Here is a 15,996-nt window from a genome sequence, read left to right as displayed (position 1 = left end):
AATTTGTTTGACGAGGATTGGTTTTTTGTTTAAGCTTTCAAAGTATTCTTTTTTCTCGGTTCGGTTGTCTTGGCTGTCTCGCCTTGACACTTATCTAGAATAGCGAGTTTTTTTAGGAGCGTCAAGAGGTGAATCAATGTTTTTTCAAGATTTGTGAGTATAAGAGGCTGTAAGTCATGATTTACAAGCTTTACAGCCTCTAAGATTTTTATTTATGAACTAATAAGTCTTGTAGTTTGGCAACCATTTCGGCACGGGCTGAGACTCCTAGTTTGCGGAACATTCTTTTGAGGGCTTGTTTGACGGAGTTTTGAGTAATCCACAGTTTTTCGGCGATTTCTGCGTTGGTTAGTCCTTGGGCTACTAGTTCGGCTATTTCTAATTCGCGCGGTGTTAGGGGATTGGATGTTGATGGTTTGAATATTGTGGGGTTGGTTTTGAGCGTGGAGAGTTTGGTTGATAGATGGATGCAAACGGCGCTGAGGTCGGCTAGGTCGTTGGCGGTAAAGGCTGGTTTGCCTTTGTCGCGGGCGAAGTTGATAGTACCGATGAGGCGACCATCACAAATTATCGGCCCGGTCATGACGTGGCCGTGGTCGTGGCGTGGGCAGAAGTCTTTCCAGTCTTCTGGGGTTAGTATTAACTGTTCGTGGGCGGGGGCGTGGCGCTCAACTACGTAGCGGCCTACGGGGTTGCTTTCTAAGCAGACGGCGGGGATGGTTTGCGCTTTGGTGTCTGCTTTTGTTTCATTATCTATTAGATATATGCCCCAACGTTGCACACCAAAGTATTCACCAATCTTATCCATGAGCGTTGGTTGTAATTCTTGCTCACTACGTAGGTTGGCGATCGCACCAAATACATCATGTAGAGTATTAGCCATAAGTGTACCCAGTTGGGGTCTATGCGAGACTCAACAATTACTTCTATGCTAGTACCAGTAAAGGTAAAAAGCGACTATAACTAATTGCGCTAGGAGAAGCACATGACAGTTACACAACTCTCTGCTCAGGAACTTTTCCGGGCTGCTTATGACAACCGCTACACTTGGGATAAGAATTTTCCTGGTTACTCGGCAGATATCACTTTTAGAGATAACGATAAGGTTATTACCGGGAAGGTCATCGTTAATGCGGAACTCAAGGCGGAAGTTCTGGGTGTAGATGATGAGTCAGCTAAGAAAGCTATTCACGGACAAGCTTGGGAAATTGCTATTCACCGTGTCCGCCGCACTTTTGAGGAAACTCACGGTGCAAACACTTTCCGTTATGGTGCGACTGATGAGAATGGTGCTGTAGAAATTTTGATGGGCGGTAAGGCTGAAGGCGATCGCTATAAAGTCCACAATAATGTAGTTACTCTGGTTCACCGTCATATTCATGGTGTGGTTGTGACTATCAATACCTTTGATGTTCATGAGACTGGGGAAGGTTATTTGCCTCACACCTATGACTCTGTTTATCATGACCCAGCAACCGGGGAACAAAGAGGCGGAGTTAGTAATTTTGTTGATGAATACGAAAAGGTTGGGGGTTATTTTATTCTCAATCGTCGGGAAATTCGCACGCAAACAGGAGGACAATTATCGGTGCAAGAGTTTGTCTTTTCTAATATTCAATTGTTGGAACCTGCTGCTTAGTTTGAATTTTTAAGGTTTGAGTTTAGTTACTCATGATAAATAAGGGATAAGGCAAGGTCTTGTCCCTTATTTTGTTTTAGGGCAATTTTTTATGAGATGCGATCGCCTATTAACTAGTTGCAGGTGCGATCGCATTTCTCTATGGTGACGAGGATTATCTATGCTTAATTTTTTGTTGAGTTGCGAAAATATACAGAGAAATCATGTGCTAATAAAGAGATACTATATACCTGAAGAAAGTAGCACATGGAACCTCTAACTACTGCGGCGATCGCTATTGGGACTGTTGTAGCCACCAAAGCCTTAGAAAGAACGGGTGAAATGGTCGGGGAAACTCTGTGGAATAAGACAGGTGAGTTTCTTGTCACTCTCAGAAAACACTCTCCTCAGATTGTAGTGGCAATTGAGAAAGCACCAGAGGAACCGCTAGATTATGGTAAGGCTGTAGTTGAGCTAGAATCGGTGGCAAAGGCTAACCCGGAAGTTAAACAAGCTGTGCAGGATTTAGCCGCAGCAGCCAAAGCAGAAACAAATCCTAAGTTTACGGAAATTATGGCTACGCCCAACCTGCAAAAATTGGCAGATAAAATTGGTCAGGTAGTTATGTCTGGTGGGACGGGAAATATTCAAAATATGTCGTTTTAAAGTTATTTGTTGACCTAACCCCCTAACCCCCTTCCCTACCAGGGAAGGGGGAACAGTTAAAGTCTTTCTTCTTTCAGGCGAGAGGTTTGGAGAGGGGTTTTCTAGCCCGTGAAAAGTCAGAGAAGTTGAGAAAGATTTTACAGATTATATAAACACAAACAGCAACCTTTAACCATTTATGGTTGACAACTTTGGGAAATTTGCTAATAAAGTTGGTGCTTATGTTGCCCCTGGTGGTCAAGTTAACATTGGTACACAAATAATTGAAGGGCAGAAACAGCTAACTCCGACAAAATTTATCCCTCGCGGTTCTGTTCATTTTGTTGGTCGTGAACAGGAATTAATATTGCTGCATGAAGATTTGCAGCGTGGTAATTATGTGGCTATATCAGGGATGGGAGGGGTAGGTAAATCAGAGTTAGCCATTCAATACGCCAGAAGATATGAAAATGATTATGACGGTGTTGCTTGGTTTAATGATAGGTCAAGCAATCTGGCTGGGGAAGTTTTAGAGTATTTTATCAGCCTTGGTTTGGAGATTCCCCAAGAATTAGGGGGAAGACTGTTAACCCTAAAACAACAAGTTGCTTGGTGTTGGTCGAGATATCCTGAATCTAGTTTACCTATCTTAGTTGTCTTCGATGATGTGACAGACTTAGCTAATTTGCGGGAGGTTGTACCCAGCGATAACCGCTTTCGCGTCTTGGTGACTACTCGACTGCGAAATTTAGACGCAAATTTTATTCAAGAAATTCTTTTAGATGTTCTTTCACCAGAAAAAGAACCAGATAAAGCCGTAGAACTGTTAAAACGACTTTTGGGGAACAGGGACAAACGAGTAGACAAGCAAGCAGAAGCCGCCAGCAAAATATGTGAATGTCTGGAATATTTGCCGTTGGGGATACAGTTAGTGGGGGGTTATTTAGTCGGTGACTTGCAGTTATCTCTAGAGGAAATGTTAAGGCGACTGGAAGCACGCAAATTAACAGAAGCAGCTTTACAAGATAGGGAAACTCTGACCTCAACTCAACTAGGAGTTAAAGCCGCCTTTGCTTTAACATGGGATGAACTTGACCCAGTGGCGCAAAAATTAGGTATATTTTTGAGTTTATTTTCTCCCCAGGTGATTCTGTGGGAATTGGTGGTGTGGGTGGCGACTGGTGGAGGTGAGGAAGAAAATCAGGAATCTGCTAATGTTTCCCCGACGGATGAAGAGGTTGTGACATCGCCATTACCTAATGAGAAAGAAAAGTTTAGAGGTATAGGTTTACAAGCGGAAGAATTAAATGAGGCAAAAAAGCTACTCTACAAACGTAATTTGTTGCAACAGTTAGAAGACAGCGAAGGATATTATAAGATTCATGCTTTAGTGCGGTGGTTTTTACAAGCACAGTTAGCTGAGTCTGGGGAAATGAAATCAATTTTAGAAACGACTTTCGCTAAGGCAATGATAGTTTTGGCTCAAACACTTCCCCAATCACCTACTTCTAACCATATTGAATTTTTCAGCGATGTTGTGCCTCATCTTGAAGACTTAGGAAATAGGATAATTGCCGAAATTAAGCAAGTAGCAGAAGTACAAATCATCTCTCCAGCATCAGTTCCGCATGATCAAGTGAGTTGGGTATTTGTGGGAGTGACAAGATTTTATGAAGGCCAAGGACTATATCAATTATCAGAACCTTGGAGCAAAGAATGTGTCAATGTTTGTCAAACTTTATTTTTAGACGACCATCCTCATGTGGCGCATAGTTTGAACAATTTAGCTTTACTTTACCATAGCCAAGGCAAGTTAAGTCAAGCCGAACCCCTGTACGATGAAGCTTTGGCAATGAGAAAGCGCTTGTTTGTGGGCGACCATCCTGATGTGGCGCATGGTTTGAACAATTTAGCTGCACTTTATGATAGCCAAGGTAAGTTAAGTCAAGCCGAACCCCTATACAATGAAGCTTTGGCGATGAGAAAGCGCTTGTTTGTTGGCAACCATCCCGATGTGGCACGAAGTTTGAACAATTTAGCTGCACTTTACTATAGCCAAGGCAAGTTAAGTCAAGCCGAACCCCTATACGATGAAGCTTTGGCAATGAGAAAGCACTTGTTTGTTGGCGATCATCCCAATGTGGCAGATAGTTTGAACAATTTAGCTGCACTTTACCGTAGCCAAGGTAAGTTAAGTCAAGCCGAACTCCTTTACGATGAAGCTTTGGCAATGAGAAAGCGCTTGTTTGTGGGCGACCATCCCAATGTGGCACTAAGTTTGAACAATTTAGCAGCACTTTACTATAGCCAAGGCAAGTTAAGTCAAGCCGAACCCCTGTACAATGAAGCTTTGGCAATGAGAAAGCGCTTGTTTGTGGGCGACCATCCCGATGTGGCACAAAGTTTGAACAACTTAGCTTACCTTTATGATAGTCAAGGTAAGTTAAGTCAAGCCGAACCCCTGTACAATGAAGCTTTGGCAATGAGAAAGCGCTTGTTTGTGGGCGACCATCCCGATGTGGCACGAAGTTTGAACAATTTAGCTGCTTTTTACTATAGCCAAGGTAAGTTAAATCAAGCCGAACCCCTGTACGATGAAGCTTTGGCGATGAGAAAGCGCTTGTTTGTCGGCGACCATGCCGATGTGGCAGGAAGTTTGAACAATTTAGCTGCTCTTTACCGTAGCCAAGGCAAGTTAAGTCAAGCCGAATCCTTGTACATCGAAGCTTTGGCGATGTGTCAACGGGTGTTAGGGGATGAGCATCCCACTACAATAACAGTGAGGAAAAATTTAGCAATTCTGCAAGGTTAGTTAACTCCCGTCCCAGCTTGGAAAAGATGGTTAGGTCAATTTTTACAATTCTTGTTACTGATAATAATTTTACCGTTTTATTTATTGTGGCAATTGGCTAAAAAGATAATTCGCAATTCGTGATTATGCCCTCTCCCATCTTGTGTGACATCCTGTTATCAGCAAAGGCAATCTACAATTGTCAATGAGTACGATGCCTTCTCTACGAGACACTTTGCGAACGGCGGACGTAGCGATCGCTCAATAATTGAACTAGTCTAGTTGTAGAAATTAGAATACATTGTGGTTGTAATATGACACTCATTACTAATTCCCTAATCTCAGAAATTACTCGTCGATTAGTAGCGTTATTAAAACCTGAAGAAATTATTTTATTTGGTTCTTATGCTTGGGGAACTCCCCATGAGTATAGTGATTTAGATTTATGTATTATATTACCAGATAACATACCAAACTTTAACCGCATTGAGTTAGGAGTGCAAGCAATAAACTCGCTGGAAGACTTGATGATAGATGTCGATATTTTGATTAAGACCAGAACTGATGTAGAAACGTTTAAAACTGTGCCTGCATCCCTTACCAGAAAAATTGTAGAACAAGGTAGATTACTTTATGGACAAAGCAAAACGCATTCTGGTACAGTTTTGGTTGAAAAAGCCCAACGTGATTTGAATGCAGCACAAAAATTAGCTCCAGAACTACCGGATATAGCAATTTATCATTGTCAAAAAGGAGCAGAAAAAGCTCTTAAAGGCTTTCTTGTTTTTCATGATACTGACCCAGGAGATACTCACAACATTAATAGCTTAGTCAAATTAGCTTCTAAATTTGAGCCAAAATTTGCCACTCTTTTAAAAGAAGCAGGATATCTCAGTCAGTATAATCAAACATATCGCTACCCAATGGAAGCAACAGAAGATTTTATTCCTACCCCTGGAGAATTAAATAAGGCATATAAATTAGCGACAGAAGTTTATCAAAATGTAATTGCCTCTATGCCTAATGAAATTACAGGAAAAGCTGAATAGGCGATCGCTTATATTGTACAAGTAGGTGAGTGCGATAAGCAAAGCTTAAGCCTTTGGCGATCGCTCAGATTTTGCAATTACCAAAAGTTTCTCTAACAAAGCCAAATTGTATATATTTATGGAAATTACACTCAATCAACATATTGAAATTACACCAGGAATTAGAGGTGGTAAACCACGAATTGCAGGTACTCGCATAACTGTTGCTGATATTGCCACGCTATATTTACGCATGGGACAGTCTTTAGATTTGATTGCAGGAAAATATCAGCTTTCCTTAGCTTCAGTTTATGCAGCTATGGCATATTATTACGATCATCAAATTGAAATTGATCAAAGTATTCAAGCTGATGAAGAATTTTCTCATGCGTTGCAGACTCATTACCCATCCCGCTTGCAAGCAAAGTTAAAGGAATTAGGTAGTGAGTAACCGTATTCAATTTCATTTGGATGAAAATGTTGATCCAGATGTCGCCTTGGCTTTGCGTCGTCATGGCATTAATGTTACTACAGCGCGTGAGATGGGCTTACTTGGACAACCAGATGAGGTACAATTAGCGTTTGCTTGTGAACAAGGGCGGGTAATAGTTACACATGATACAGATTTTTTAAGATTGGCAAGTCAAAGTACATCTCACTGGGGAGTTGCTTTTTGTCAGAAAAATACTCGTTCTTTAGGTGAAATAATTCGTAGCTTGATTTTGATTTATGAAGTTTTGAGTCCTGATGAAATGCGCGGATGGATTGAGTATTTATAGACTAGCGATCGCCTATATTGTACAAGTACCTGAGTGAGTGCGGGTACTTTAACTGGTATGCTGGATTTGTGTAGGCGATCGCTAAATACTATGAGCCAGTGGTTGATAATTAACTACTGGTTTAACTCCCCTGCGAATATGCTTTTTCAATAATCTACCTACAATTTCTACACCTGTTTCAATCTCTTCTATTGATAAACGGAAAGTTAAACGCATTGCAGGATAACCTTGCTTGTCTGGGAAAAATGCCGAACTACAAGCAATAAACACGTTTTCTGCTAAAGCTTCATTACGCAGTGTTTGAATAGGAATATCATCCGGTAACTGCACCCAAAGAAACAACCCGCCTTGGGGAACTGTCCATCGTGCTTCTTCAGGAAAATAACGTTCTAATGCTTGCAACATAGCATTGCGACTTTGCAAGTTATCTGTGCGGAGTCGGTTGAGATGTCGCCGATAATGTCCTGAAGCGAGATATTCGCTGACTATGGCTTGGGAAATACTGGAAGTGTGAAAGTCATGTAGGAATTTGCGCTCAATAATTGCTGGATAATGTTTACCTGTGACTACCATATAACCTACACGTAAACCTGGCAGTAAGGTTTTAGAAAATGTACCTAAATATGTTACTAAATCATGTTTATCTAACGCTTTGATTGGTGCTGGTACAGGTTCAAAATGTAAACCTTCGTAGGCGTTATCTTCTAAAATTGGACATTCGTATTTTTCTGCTAGTGCTAATAGTTGTTGTCTGTGGACTTGAGTTGTGGTTAAGCCTGTAGGATTGTGAAAGGTGGTGATAGTGTAGATTAATTTTGGGCTATGGCTGCGTAAATATTGTTCTAATAAGTTAAGATTTATTCCCTCAGCCGTCATAGGAATACCAATTATTCTGGCTCCTAAGTTTTCTAAGATAGAAATTGCACCGTAATAAGTGGGAGATTCGACAATTACCCAATCTCCTGGTTGTACATAATAATTCATTGCTAATGACAATCCTTGCTGAGAGCCATTAGTAATAATTAAGTTTTCAGGATATACTTCTAATCCTTGTTGTACAAGCATCTGGGCAATTTGTTTACATAGATTTACTTGTCCTTGGGGTAAATCATAGCGAAATAAAATATCTGTGTCTTCTTGTTTAAGTGCGCGTCTAGCAATTTGGTTAATATCTTTTGGTGGTGGCGGATAACCATAACCAAAATTAATTATTCCAGGCTGTGTTTGTGCATGAATTAAAGGTGTGTATGTGTCGTAATAAGAACCATTACCCAATGATTCCAAAATCATTACGTTTTGTACGGGGGAAAAGGTAGACTTTAAGTTACTGCAAGAAGACGTGACACTGCTGACAAAATACCCTGAACCTTGACGTGCGGCGATAATTCCATCTGCTTCTAAGACGCTGTAGGCTTCGATAATTGTCAGCTTATTGACTTGTAAACTTTCAGCTAAGGCGCGAATTGACGGGAGGCGATCGCCTGCTTTGAGTGCGCCTGATTTGATAAGATGACTGATGCGATCGCGGATTTGTAAATAAATCGGTTTGCGTGATTGCCGTTCCAAAATAATATTCATCTTGGCGCACTCATTAATGAGGAAAAAATCATCAATAATCGCAATATAAATGATTTTTGTCTATTTTACCTAGTACAGTTCGGTTATTTTTGACTATAACAGTTGTCATAGCGCCAGACTGTACTAGTAGAAATCTAGATAAACTGTACCTTCCGCGTTATTAATTATCAGGAGAAAGTGAAAGTAATAGTTGATTATTTATCAGGCACTTTCACTATGAATAAATCTAATTTTTCATTAACAATCCGCAAACTTTGGCAAACATTCCACACATGGCTGGTTAGCAGTTCTGACTTACAAGTATGGCAAGAATCAGATTGTTGGCGTGCTTATGACCCTATGACAGGACGTTCAGCCTGTTTCGGTTCTGAAGAAGAAATGCGGGTTTGGATTGATAAATGTTATTACAGGTAAGATGTCAGTTGTGAGTGGTCAGTTGTCAGTAGCAATGCAAAAACAACTGACAACTGAAAATTTAGCGTGATTCTAATTTACCAACTCGTGTCTCTAATTTATTAACCTGTTGCTTTAATTCCACTACTAAAGTCGCTAGCCTATCAAACATTTGCTCCCGTTGGGTTTGGGACAAGTTTCTTCTAGAACCAGATGGAACTGTAATTGTTGTTCTAGAAGAAGACCCTGGTTGGCGTTGATTAAGTTGTCCTTCGATTTGATTTAATCTTGATAATACGCGATTAAAATCGGCTTCTAAATTGTTGATGCGAGACTCTATTTGCTGTGATGATGCTGGAGTTGATAACAAACCTAACCAAATGACAATTATTAATGCACCTGCAAATAACCATTTACGAAACATTTTATCTACTCCTTGGGGGAGTTAATTGATAAAATAATTATTTACTCAACTCCCCTATTTCTTTGGTGTCATTTATCAGTCAGGTTTTAAATTGGTAAATAAATGCTGCCAATATAGGAATTGGGTGACATTCGTACCTTCCTTGACTTCAAATGTTAGATTACATACCTTTTGTTGTAGCGATCGCACACACAATTCAGCCACATCCTCACGGCTGATTTTGCCTCTAATGTTATCACCTTGTTCAAATATTAATTCCTTACCACCAGCCTCTTCAGTTAAAGCACAAGGTCTAATAATTATGTAAGGAATCCCACTCTCTCTTAAACTATCCTCGCCTTTTAACTTCCAAGTTAAAATACCACCCAATTGATCATTTAATCTGACTGCGGGGGGTTCTTCATCTAAATTAATTCCTGGTCTTCCAGGGCGAGTGACACCTGCGGAACTGACTAGAATAAACTTTGGTGTGTTTGTTCCACTGTAAGCTTTGATAGATTCTATTTGTAGTGCAAAACTGCCTGCTGAGAAGTGGGGATTTAAAGCACCGTCATATTCAAATTTACTCAACATCAATTGGAAAGAATTGACTTTACTGCTGTCAATTGGTGGCGCATCTTTAACAGTTTTGGCACGGAATACAGGAACCAACTCGGCAAAAGGTATGCGGACGTTTATCCAAGTGTTAGCAACAGTATCAAAAGAATAGCCATATCCTAATCCATCCCATTTAGTGTCTGTCCTGAGAAATATTTTATAACGCTGACCATCACCTTTGACACGCAATTCAACGCCATCATAACCGGATAAATTAAATGGCGGGTCAAAGTTCCTCGTTCTGACAGAAGCGAATCCTCCAGAGTTAGCTGTAGAAACATTACCAGCAAATAAAGCGGCATTTTCTATCAATTGAATATTACTAGCACTCACGCCACCCATGACTACATCATCTAGCGCACCCCAAATATTTTTTAACTCTGTTGATGGACGTGTAAAGTCAAATATTACTTTTTCAGTTGTTGCTGGTAAATATTTTGCGGCTGCTGTAACTAAATTTTTTACTCCTTGATATTCCACATTTTCTGGAGTGTCGCCAACAATTTCTGGCTGGTAAAATTTTACACCTTGATAATATTTAGCTCTATCTGCTGTGTCTCCTTCTACTGGTTGCACACGTACTGCTGTACAACAAATAACAGCTTGGATGTTAGCCATAACAAGAGAAGTTAAGGTTTCTGGTTTAGTAATGTCTGCAACTACTAAATCAACATCATTACCTAGAATTGACCTTGCTTTATCAATGTCTCGCACCAAGGCGCGGACTTGCTTACCTTGTTTCTGTAGTTGCTGTACTACTCGTTTACCAACACCACCCGTTGCACCAGCTACTAAAATTACACCCATGTTCTCGTCTCCATCAGTTCGAGGTTGATAATTCTGGGGACTACCCTGAATTAACTGCTGTACCCAGTTCAAAAAAGGTATGACCTCGAAGTAAGTCAGCGTTTCAATAAACCTACCTAAGTCCCATTGAGAACGATTTTTATCCGTCATAATTGCGTCCTCATAATTTAGTATCTTGCTACATGATAGCGATTGGTGGGAGTAACCCACCCCTAGCCCCTCCCAGGAGGGGAAAAGAGTGTAGGGGAGAATGATGAATTTCTACCTGCTGTTTTTTGTTCTCTGTTCCCTGCTTATCATCTCACTGAAGCACGTTAGGATACTCTAAGTGAGTATTATTAATCGAATAGAAATCTAACTATGAGCCAACTGGAACAAGCTCAGGCTGAGTATGAGGGTTTTATTCAAGAGTTTGCAAGTGCTGTCATTAGTACGGTATCTAAGGAGGGTATTCCAAATGGAAGTTATGCTCCCTTTGTGATAGATGATGCTAAAAATATTTATATTTATGTAAGTGGGCTTGCTACTCACACTAGCAATATTGAGGCTAATCCTCATGTTAATGTTTTGTTTATTGAGGATGAAGCAAAGGCTAATCAAATATTTGCACGTCGTCGTTTAAACTTTGATTGTACAGCTAGGCTGATTGAGCGCGAGTCTGAAACTTGGAAGCAAATTGTAGACCAATTTCAAGAGCGTTATGGTCAAGTTATTGAAGTATTACGTGGCTTGGCTGATTTTCGGATTTTCCAACTCACTCCCAAGGAGGGACGTTTTGTGATTGGGTTTGGATCAATCTATCACATTAGTGGCGATCGCTTAGATAAACTAGAGCAAATCACAGGTGACAAAAGATAGTCAACAGTCAACAGTTAACAGTTAACCTCCTATGCTTCAGTTTCAACCGCCTGGCTTTGGTCATAAAGTCATCCATACATCCTTGGGAGCAATGGTTTACTATACTCAAATTGACGCTCCCTGGTTGAATGCTGATGAAAATTTACCGCCGTTACTGTTTCTCCATAATTTTGGTGGAGGTGCGTCTGCTTACGAATGGTCTAAGGTATATCCAGCTTTTGCAGCTACACACCGCATTCTCGCACCTGATTTAATTGGTTGGGGAGAGTCTGCACATCCAGTAAGAGATTACCAGATAAAGGATTATCTGACGGCGATCGCCCAATTCATCACCCAAACTTGTCATCAACCAGTCAAAGTCATCGCCTCTTCTTTAACTGCGGCTTTGACTATCCGTTTAGCTATTAGCCAACCCCATTTATTTGATTCATTATATTTAGTTTGTCCTTCTGGGTTTGATGATTTTGGTCAAGGTGCTGGACGCAGGCTTCCTCTTTCGGTAATTAATACACCTTTGTTAGATAATTTAATTTATGCCTTGGGTGCAGAGAATGAACTTGCAGTGAGAAATTTTCTGCAAAGTTTTCTGTTTGCACAACCGCAACGTATCTCACAAGAAATGGTAGACGCTTATTTATATTCTGCACAACAGCCTAATGCTAAGTTTGCAGCCTTATCCTTTTTAAAAGGCGACCTTTATTTTGACCTGAGTTTGTATATGCAGCAATTGCTAACTCCCACCGTAATTTTTTGGGGAGAGAAAGCACAATTTACTAGCGTCAAATTAGGACAGCGCTTGGCTAGCTTAAACCCTGGTGTTGTTAGGAAATTTTATGCGATCGCCGACACAGGAGTACTACCACATTTAGAACTACCAGAAGTAGTTATTGGCTTATTGCAGCGTTATATTTAATTGTGGCAGAAGATTATTAATAATAAAGTCATTATTTGATAATCTTGCAGATTCTCAAGAATAAAAAAGGTGGGATAATACCCACCTCCAACATTAAGAACCTAACGCTTTAGCCGTTTCTTCTTTATCCAACTTCAAAATTAAAACGCCTAAAGGTGGTAAACATAAATCTAGGGAATAGGAACGATTGTGCATTGACCAATCATCAGTCCATTTACCGCCTAAATTACCCATATTACTACCGCCATATTGACGAGCATCACTGTTAAATAACTCAGTGTAAAAACCTTTTTCCGGTACACCAATACGGTAGTGAGAATGAGGCTGAGGTGTGAAGTTACAAACCACCACCACAAAATTTCCATTGTCTTTATCACGTCGGATAAAGGAAACTACACTGTGGCGATTATCGCTACAATCAATCCATTCAAACCCTTCTCTAGCAAAATCTAGGGTGTATAAAGCAGGTTCAGAACGGTAAAGTTTATTCAGTTCTGCAAAGAACTTTTTCAATTGTTGGTGTGGTTCAAATTGTAATAAAGGCCATTCTAAATCAGCCCACACATTCCACTCACTCCATTGCCCAAATTCCATGCTCATGAACATGGTTTTCTTACCTGGGTGAGTAAACATATAGGTGAACAAACAACGCACATTTGCTAATTTTTGCCATCTATCCCCCGGCATTTTACCGATGATATTGCTCTTACCATGCACCACTTCATCGTGGGACAGAGCCAGCATGAAATTTTCGCTGTGGTTATACCACATACTAAAAGTGACGTTATTTTGGTGGAACTGCCTAAACCAAGGATCCATGCTGAAGTAATCCAGCATATCGTGCATCCAACCCATGTTCCACTTGAGGTTAAAGCCTAAACCACCTGTGTAAGTAGGCCATGATACCATCGGCCAAGCTGTGGATTCTTCGGCAATGGAAAGAACACCGGGAAAATAACTAAAAAGCAGGTGATTGACTTGACGTAGAAAGTCTGCTGCTTCTAAATTTTCTCTACCGCCGTATTGGTTGGGTAGCCACTCTCCCGGTTTGCGACAGTAGTCAAGGTAGAGCATGGAAGCGACTGCATCAACACGAATGCCATCAATATGATACTTGTCAAACCAAAACAGGGCATTCGCTACCAAAAAATTACGGACTTCGTTACGGCTGTAGTTGAACACCAGAGTTCCCCACTCTTTATGTTCACCTTTGCGGGGGTCGGCGTGTTCGTATAAATGAGTACCATCAAAGAAGGCTAAACCATGCCCATCTTTGGGGAAGTGACCAGGAACCCAATCAACAATTACACCAATGCCGTTTTGATGACATTGGTCAACAAAATACATGAAATCTTCAGGCTTACCAAAACGCGAAGTGGGGGCGTAGTATCCGGTTACTTGATAACCCCAAGACCCGTCAAAGGGATGTTCAGCAATTGGTAAGAGTTCAATGTGAGTGTATCCCAGATCCTTAACGTAGGGAATGAGCCTGTTGGCTAGTTCCCGATATGTTAAAAAGCGTGCGCCTGGATTTAGTTCGGAAGCAATAACTACAGGTTCGGTTTCGCCATTAGGTAATTTAGCTGGTTCTGCACTAGCAGCGTGTAACCAAGAACCTAAATGTAACTCATAAACTGAAATGGGCTGGGTTAGGGGTTCTGTATGACGACGCTGTTCTAACCAGTCTTGGTCATTCCATTGGTATGAGTTTAAATCACTGACGATGGAAGCTGTTTTAGGGCGCGGTTCTTGCTGGAAACCGTAAGGATCAGATTTTTCGTAGATGTGACCCTCAAAATTTTTAACTTCATATTTGTAATGCTCCCCAACTCCTAGTTCAGGAATAAATAATTCCCAAACACCTGTGGGGCCTTTACGCATCTGGTGTTTGCGTCCGTCCCATTGGTTGAAGTCTCCCAGGACGGAGACGTTACGAGCATTGGGGGCCCAAATTGCAAAGTAAACTCCTTTAACTCCGTTTACTTCTGTGGCGTGCGCTCCTAGTTTTTCGTAAATGCGGTGATGATTACCTTCAGCAAACAAATGTAAATCAAAGTCTGTCAAACGCGGGGAACGAAAAGCGTAAGGGTCATAAGTAACACGCTCATGCTCTCCCTCTTTAATTTTTAGCTGGTAGTTCGATAGCTCGGAAGTTTCAATAGTACATTCAAAAAAGTGGGGGTCATGTACTGTTTGCATGGGGTATTCTTGCCGTTGTTCTGGGAGAACTACCCAAGCTGCACTAGCGTTTGGTAGGTAGGCTCTGACAACCCAAACGTTTTTACCGTTTTGTTCTATGGGATGAGAACCCAGTATTTCAAAAGGATCATGATGCTGGTTCCAGACGATGCGGTTAACCTGTTCAGGGGCGATCGTGGTCATGGACATTAAGCTACCTACAAATAATAAACTGATTGACTAAATTGGGTTTTGTATATATCTATTCTTTACATTTATTTGCAATTTTGTCCCACCGTTATCGTATCGCACAATTAACCAAGGGGATGAGGCGATCGAGGGAAAGCGGAAAGCTAAGAATTTGTTACCTTAATGATCTACCCTTAAAGATTTAAGAAAGGGAAAAGTTGCTTAAGCAAGCTGCGTATCCGGATCAGGAATATATTTTGCCGTATGGTTGGGTCTAATTTTCGCGGGGGGCTGGTTTGTAGCTGTTCTTGTAGTTGTGCGTATTGAGCAGCAGTTAGAGGGCTGCCATCTATAGGCGATCGCGCATCTATGATAATTTCTGTTCGTAATATTTCTTCTGGGATGTCTTCTGCTGGAGGTAAAGCCACAACTAAATTGCCGCAGTTACCACTCAACCAGACCAAAATACTACTGCCAAGGATTAAGATAAACAGCCTTATCCACTTCATGGACTATTCTCTAAAGTTCTTGATTCATTAGGGATCAGCAACACTTTTCGCCCGTTGTTATTTTATCCAAAGATAGGCTAGAAGTTACGGACTAGAAAATGAATGATCTACCTTGTGTCAATGAACATTGTTTTATATTTAATTTTCTTATATGTCAAGACATGATAACAATTTTTCCTACTTATAATTTTGGACACTAGTGATGAAGTAGTAATCATCAATAGTGTCCTTAATTACAGCCTTACCTAAAATTTTTGTTTTGAGTACGTTTTGAGCTTGATTTGAACAACCTTTAACTACTTAATGAGGTGAGTATTTTTGTACAAACTCAATACCTTCAGTAAGGTAGCAAGCACTTGTCCCAAATCTTGCTAGTAAACGATATCAATTAACTAGGGGGTGGTAGTGGGACTAGCAGTGGGGGTTGCAGCAGGGGTGGTTGCTTCAGGGGTGGTTGCAGCAGGGGTAGTTGCAGCAGGGGTAGCGGCTCCAGTATCAGTTGGCTCACCTGTAGCAGCAGGAGTGGTTGTGGTATTACCGCCGCCACCACCTTCGCAGGCTCCGAGAAAAGCAGCCAGACTTAACATTAGAGCAAATCCAAAGATTTTAGTTCTCATAACTCCTCTTTCACCAATTGTGGCAATAAAATTTTGCGCCTCTTGAATACGATAACCTATTTACTGCATGTT

Annotated in this window: 16 protein-coding genes; 9 read left to right on the top strand and 7 right to left on the bottom strand. The window is 40.8% G+C overall.

Going from position 1 to position 15,996, the window contains the following annotated elements:
- Positions 1-208 precede the first annotated feature (208 nt).
- Positions 209-883: a LuxR C-terminal-related transcriptional regulator gene (locus tag H6G83_RS27840; RefSeq protein WP_190478091.1), complete on the bottom strand. Its 675-nt coding sequence runs from the start codon at positions 881-883 to the stop codon at positions 209-211.
- A 102-nt stretch (positions 884-985) separates the two neighbouring features.
- Between H6G83_RS27840 and H6G83_RS27835 the strand changes: the two genes are divergently transcribed.
- The 6 genes from H6G83_RS27835 to H6G83_RS27805 all read left to right on the top strand — a co-directional run bounded on the left by H6G83_RS27835 (position 986) and on the right by H6G83_RS27805 (position 6,861).
- Entirely contained in the window at positions 986-1,639 is a 654-nt protein-coding gene (locus H6G83_RS27835; protein WP_190478089.1) for a DUF3386 domain-containing protein, read from the top strand.
- Positions 1,640-1,885: 246 nt separating this feature from the next.
- Positions 1,886-2,284 carry a hypothetical protein gene (locus H6G83_RS27830; RefSeq protein WP_190478087.1) on the top strand — a complete coding sequence of 133 codons (399 nt, stop codon included), beginning with the start codon at positions 1,886-1,888 and terminating at the stop codon, positions 2,282-2,284.
- Between the two features lie 178 nt (positions 2,285-2,462).
- Positions 2,463-5,075 (top strand): tetratricopeptide repeat protein, encoded by a 2,613-nt coding sequence (locus tag H6G83_RS27825; protein ID WP_242044863.1) that lies wholly within the window; start codon positions 2,463-2,465, stop codon positions 5,073-5,075.
- Positions 5,076-5,368: 293 nt separating this feature from the next.
- Complete coding sequence (locus tag H6G83_RS35595; RefSeq protein WP_242044861.1) at positions 5,369-6,103, top strand: HEPN domain-containing protein; 735 nt, start codon at positions 5,369-5,371, stop codon at positions 6,101-6,103.
- A gap of 118 nt (positions 6,104-6,221) precedes the next feature.
- On the top strand, positions 6,222-6,533 hold the full coding sequence (locus tag H6G83_RS27810) for a DUF433 domain-containing protein (protein ID WP_190478086.1): 312 nt from the start codon (positions 6,222-6,224) through the stop codon (positions 6,531-6,533).
- Positions 6,526-6,861 carry a DUF5615 family PIN-like protein gene (locus H6G83_RS27805; protein ID WP_190478085.1) on the top strand — a complete coding sequence of 112 codons (336 nt, stop codon included), beginning with the start codon at positions 6,526-6,528 and terminating at the stop codon, positions 6,859-6,861. The genes H6G83_RS27810 and H6G83_RS27805 overlap by 8 nt, the downstream gene beginning before the upstream one ends.
- Before the next feature lie 81 nt (positions 6,862-6,942).
- On the opposite strand, the gene H6G83_RS27800 is transcribed toward H6G83_RS27805, so the two are convergent.
- Entirely contained in the window at positions 6,943-8,439 is a 1,497-nt protein-coding gene (locus H6G83_RS27800) for an aminotransferase-like domain-containing protein (RefSeq protein ID WP_190478084.1), read from the bottom strand.
- A 216-nt stretch (positions 8,440-8,655) separates the two neighbouring features.
- Between H6G83_RS27800 and H6G83_RS27795 the strand changes: the two genes are divergently transcribed.
- A complete protein-coding gene (locus H6G83_RS27795) occupies positions 8,656-8,853 on the top strand; it encodes a hypothetical protein (RefSeq protein ID WP_190478082.1) in 198 nt (65 codons plus the stop codon).
- Between the two features lie 61 nt (positions 8,854-8,914).
- On the opposite strand, the gene H6G83_RS27790 is transcribed toward H6G83_RS27795, so the two are convergent.
- Together H6G83_RS27790 and H6G83_RS27785 are read right to left on the bottom strand one after the other, a co-directional pair.
- Complete coding sequence (locus tag H6G83_RS27790; protein WP_190478080.1) at positions 8,915-9,256, bottom strand: hypothetical protein; 342 nt, start codon at positions 9,254-9,256, stop codon at positions 8,915-8,917.
- Positions 9,257-9,331: 75 nt separating this feature from the next.
- Positions 9,332-10,810, bottom strand: a complete 1,479-nt coding sequence (locus H6G83_RS27785) for a CIA30 family protein (protein ID WP_190478078.1) — start codon at positions 10,808-10,810, stop codon at positions 9,332-9,334.
- A 210-nt stretch (positions 10,811-11,020) separates the two neighbouring features.
- On the opposite strand from H6G83_RS27785, the gene H6G83_RS27780 reads away from it, so the two are divergent.
- The gene (locus tag H6G83_RS27780; protein WP_190478076.1) at positions 11,021-11,518 is read left to right on the top strand and encodes a HugZ family pyridoxamine 5'-phosphate oxidase; all 498 of its coding nucleotides are present in this window, start codon (positions 11,021-11,023) and stop codon (positions 11,516-11,518) included.
- Between the two features lie 31 nt (positions 11,519-11,549).
- Positions 11,550-12,431, top strand: coding sequence for an alpha/beta fold hydrolase (locus tag H6G83_RS27775; protein WP_190478074.1), 882 nt, complete (start codon positions 11,550-11,552; stop codon positions 12,429-12,431).
- 93 nt (positions 12,432-12,524) lie between these two features.
- On the opposite strand, the gene glgB is transcribed toward H6G83_RS27775, so the two are convergent.
- The 3 genes from glgB to H6G83_RS27760 form a co-directional block, all read right to left on the bottom strand.
- On the bottom strand, positions 12,525-14,819 hold the full coding sequence (gene glgB / locus H6G83_RS27770) for a 1,4-alpha-glucan branching enzyme (RefSeq protein WP_190478072.1): 2,295 nt from the start codon (positions 14,817-14,819) through the stop codon (positions 12,525-12,527).
- Between the two features lie 173 nt (positions 14,820-14,992).
- Positions 14,993-15,307 (bottom strand): hypothetical protein, encoded by a 315-nt coding sequence (locus tag H6G83_RS27765; RefSeq protein WP_190478070.1) that lies wholly within the window; start codon positions 15,305-15,307, stop codon positions 14,993-14,995.
- Between the two features lie 392 nt (positions 15,308-15,699).
- Positions 15,700-15,924 carry a hypothetical protein gene (locus tag H6G83_RS27760; protein ID WP_190478068.1) on the bottom strand — a complete coding sequence of 75 codons (225 nt, stop codon included), beginning with the start codon at positions 15,922-15,924 and terminating at the stop codon, positions 15,700-15,702.
- Between the last annotated feature and the right edge of the window lie 72 nt (positions 15,925-15,996).

Origin of the sequence: Anabaena azotica FACHB-119, from assembly GCF_014697625.1 — a bacterium.
Taxonomy (GTDB): Bacteria; Cyanobacteriota; Cyanobacteriia; order Cyanobacteriales; family Nostocaceae; genus Trichormus; species Trichormus azoticus_A.
The sequence above is the reverse complement of the archived record's forward strand: the minus strand, read 5'-3'. Positions and strand labels throughout refer to the sequence as shown.

Excerpts from the sequence above, each read along its gene's own strand:
- H6G83_RS27810 (WP_190478086.1), top strand. The coding sequence starts at position 6,222 with ATGGAAATTACACTCAATCAACATATTGAAATTACACCAGGAATTAGA.
- H6G83_RS35595 (WP_242044861.1), top strand. The coding sequence starts at position 5,369 with ATGACACTCATTACTAATTCCCTAATCTCAGAAATTACTCGTCGATTA.
- H6G83_RS27765 (WP_190478070.1), bottom strand. The coding sequence starts at position 15,307 with ATGAAGTGGATAAGGCTGTTTATCTTAATCCTTGGCAGTAGTATTTTG.
- H6G83_RS27800 (WP_190478084.1), bottom strand. The coding sequence starts at position 8,439 with ATGAATATTATTTTGGAACGGCAATCACGCAAACCGATTTATTTACAA.
- H6G83_RS27830 (WP_190478087.1), top strand. The coding sequence starts at position 1,886 with ATGGAACCTCTAACTACTGCGGCGATCGCTATTGGGACTGTTGTAGCC.
- H6G83_RS27835 (WP_190478089.1), top strand. The coding sequence starts at position 986 with ATGACAGTTACACAACTCTCTGCTCAGGAACTTTTCCGGGCTGCTTAT.
- glgB (WP_190478072.1), bottom strand. The coding sequence starts at position 14,819 with ATGTCCATGACCACGATCGCCCCTGAACAGGTTAACCGCATCGTCTGG.
- H6G83_RS27780 (WP_190478076.1), top strand. The coding sequence starts at position 11,021 with ATGAGCCAACTGGAACAAGCTCAGGCTGAGTATGAGGGTTTTATTCAA.
- H6G83_RS27790 (WP_190478080.1), bottom strand. The coding sequence starts at position 9,256 with ATGTTTCGTAAATGGTTATTTGCAGGTGCATTAATAATTGTCATTTGG.
- H6G83_RS27775 (WP_190478074.1), top strand. The coding sequence starts at position 11,550 with ATGCTTCAGTTTCAACCGCCTGGCTTTGGTCATAAAGTCATCCATACA.
- H6G83_RS27760 (WP_190478068.1), bottom strand. The coding sequence starts at position 15,924 with ATGAGAACTAAAATCTTTGGATTTGCTCTAATGTTAAGTCTGGCTGCT.
- H6G83_RS27785 (WP_190478078.1), bottom strand. The coding sequence starts at position 10,810 with ATGACGGATAAAAATCGTTCTCAATGGGACTTAGGTAGGTTTATTGAA.
- H6G83_RS27825 (WP_242044863.1), top strand. The coding sequence starts at position 2,463 with ATGGTTGACAACTTTGGGAAATTTGCTAATAAAGTTGGTGCTTATGTT.
- H6G83_RS27795 (WP_190478082.1), top strand. The coding sequence starts at position 8,656 with ATGAATAAATCTAATTTTTCATTAACAATCCGCAAACTTTGGCAAACA.
- H6G83_RS27840 (WP_190478091.1), bottom strand. The coding sequence starts at position 883 with ATGGCTAATACTCTACATGATGTATTTGGTGCGATCGCCAACCTACGT.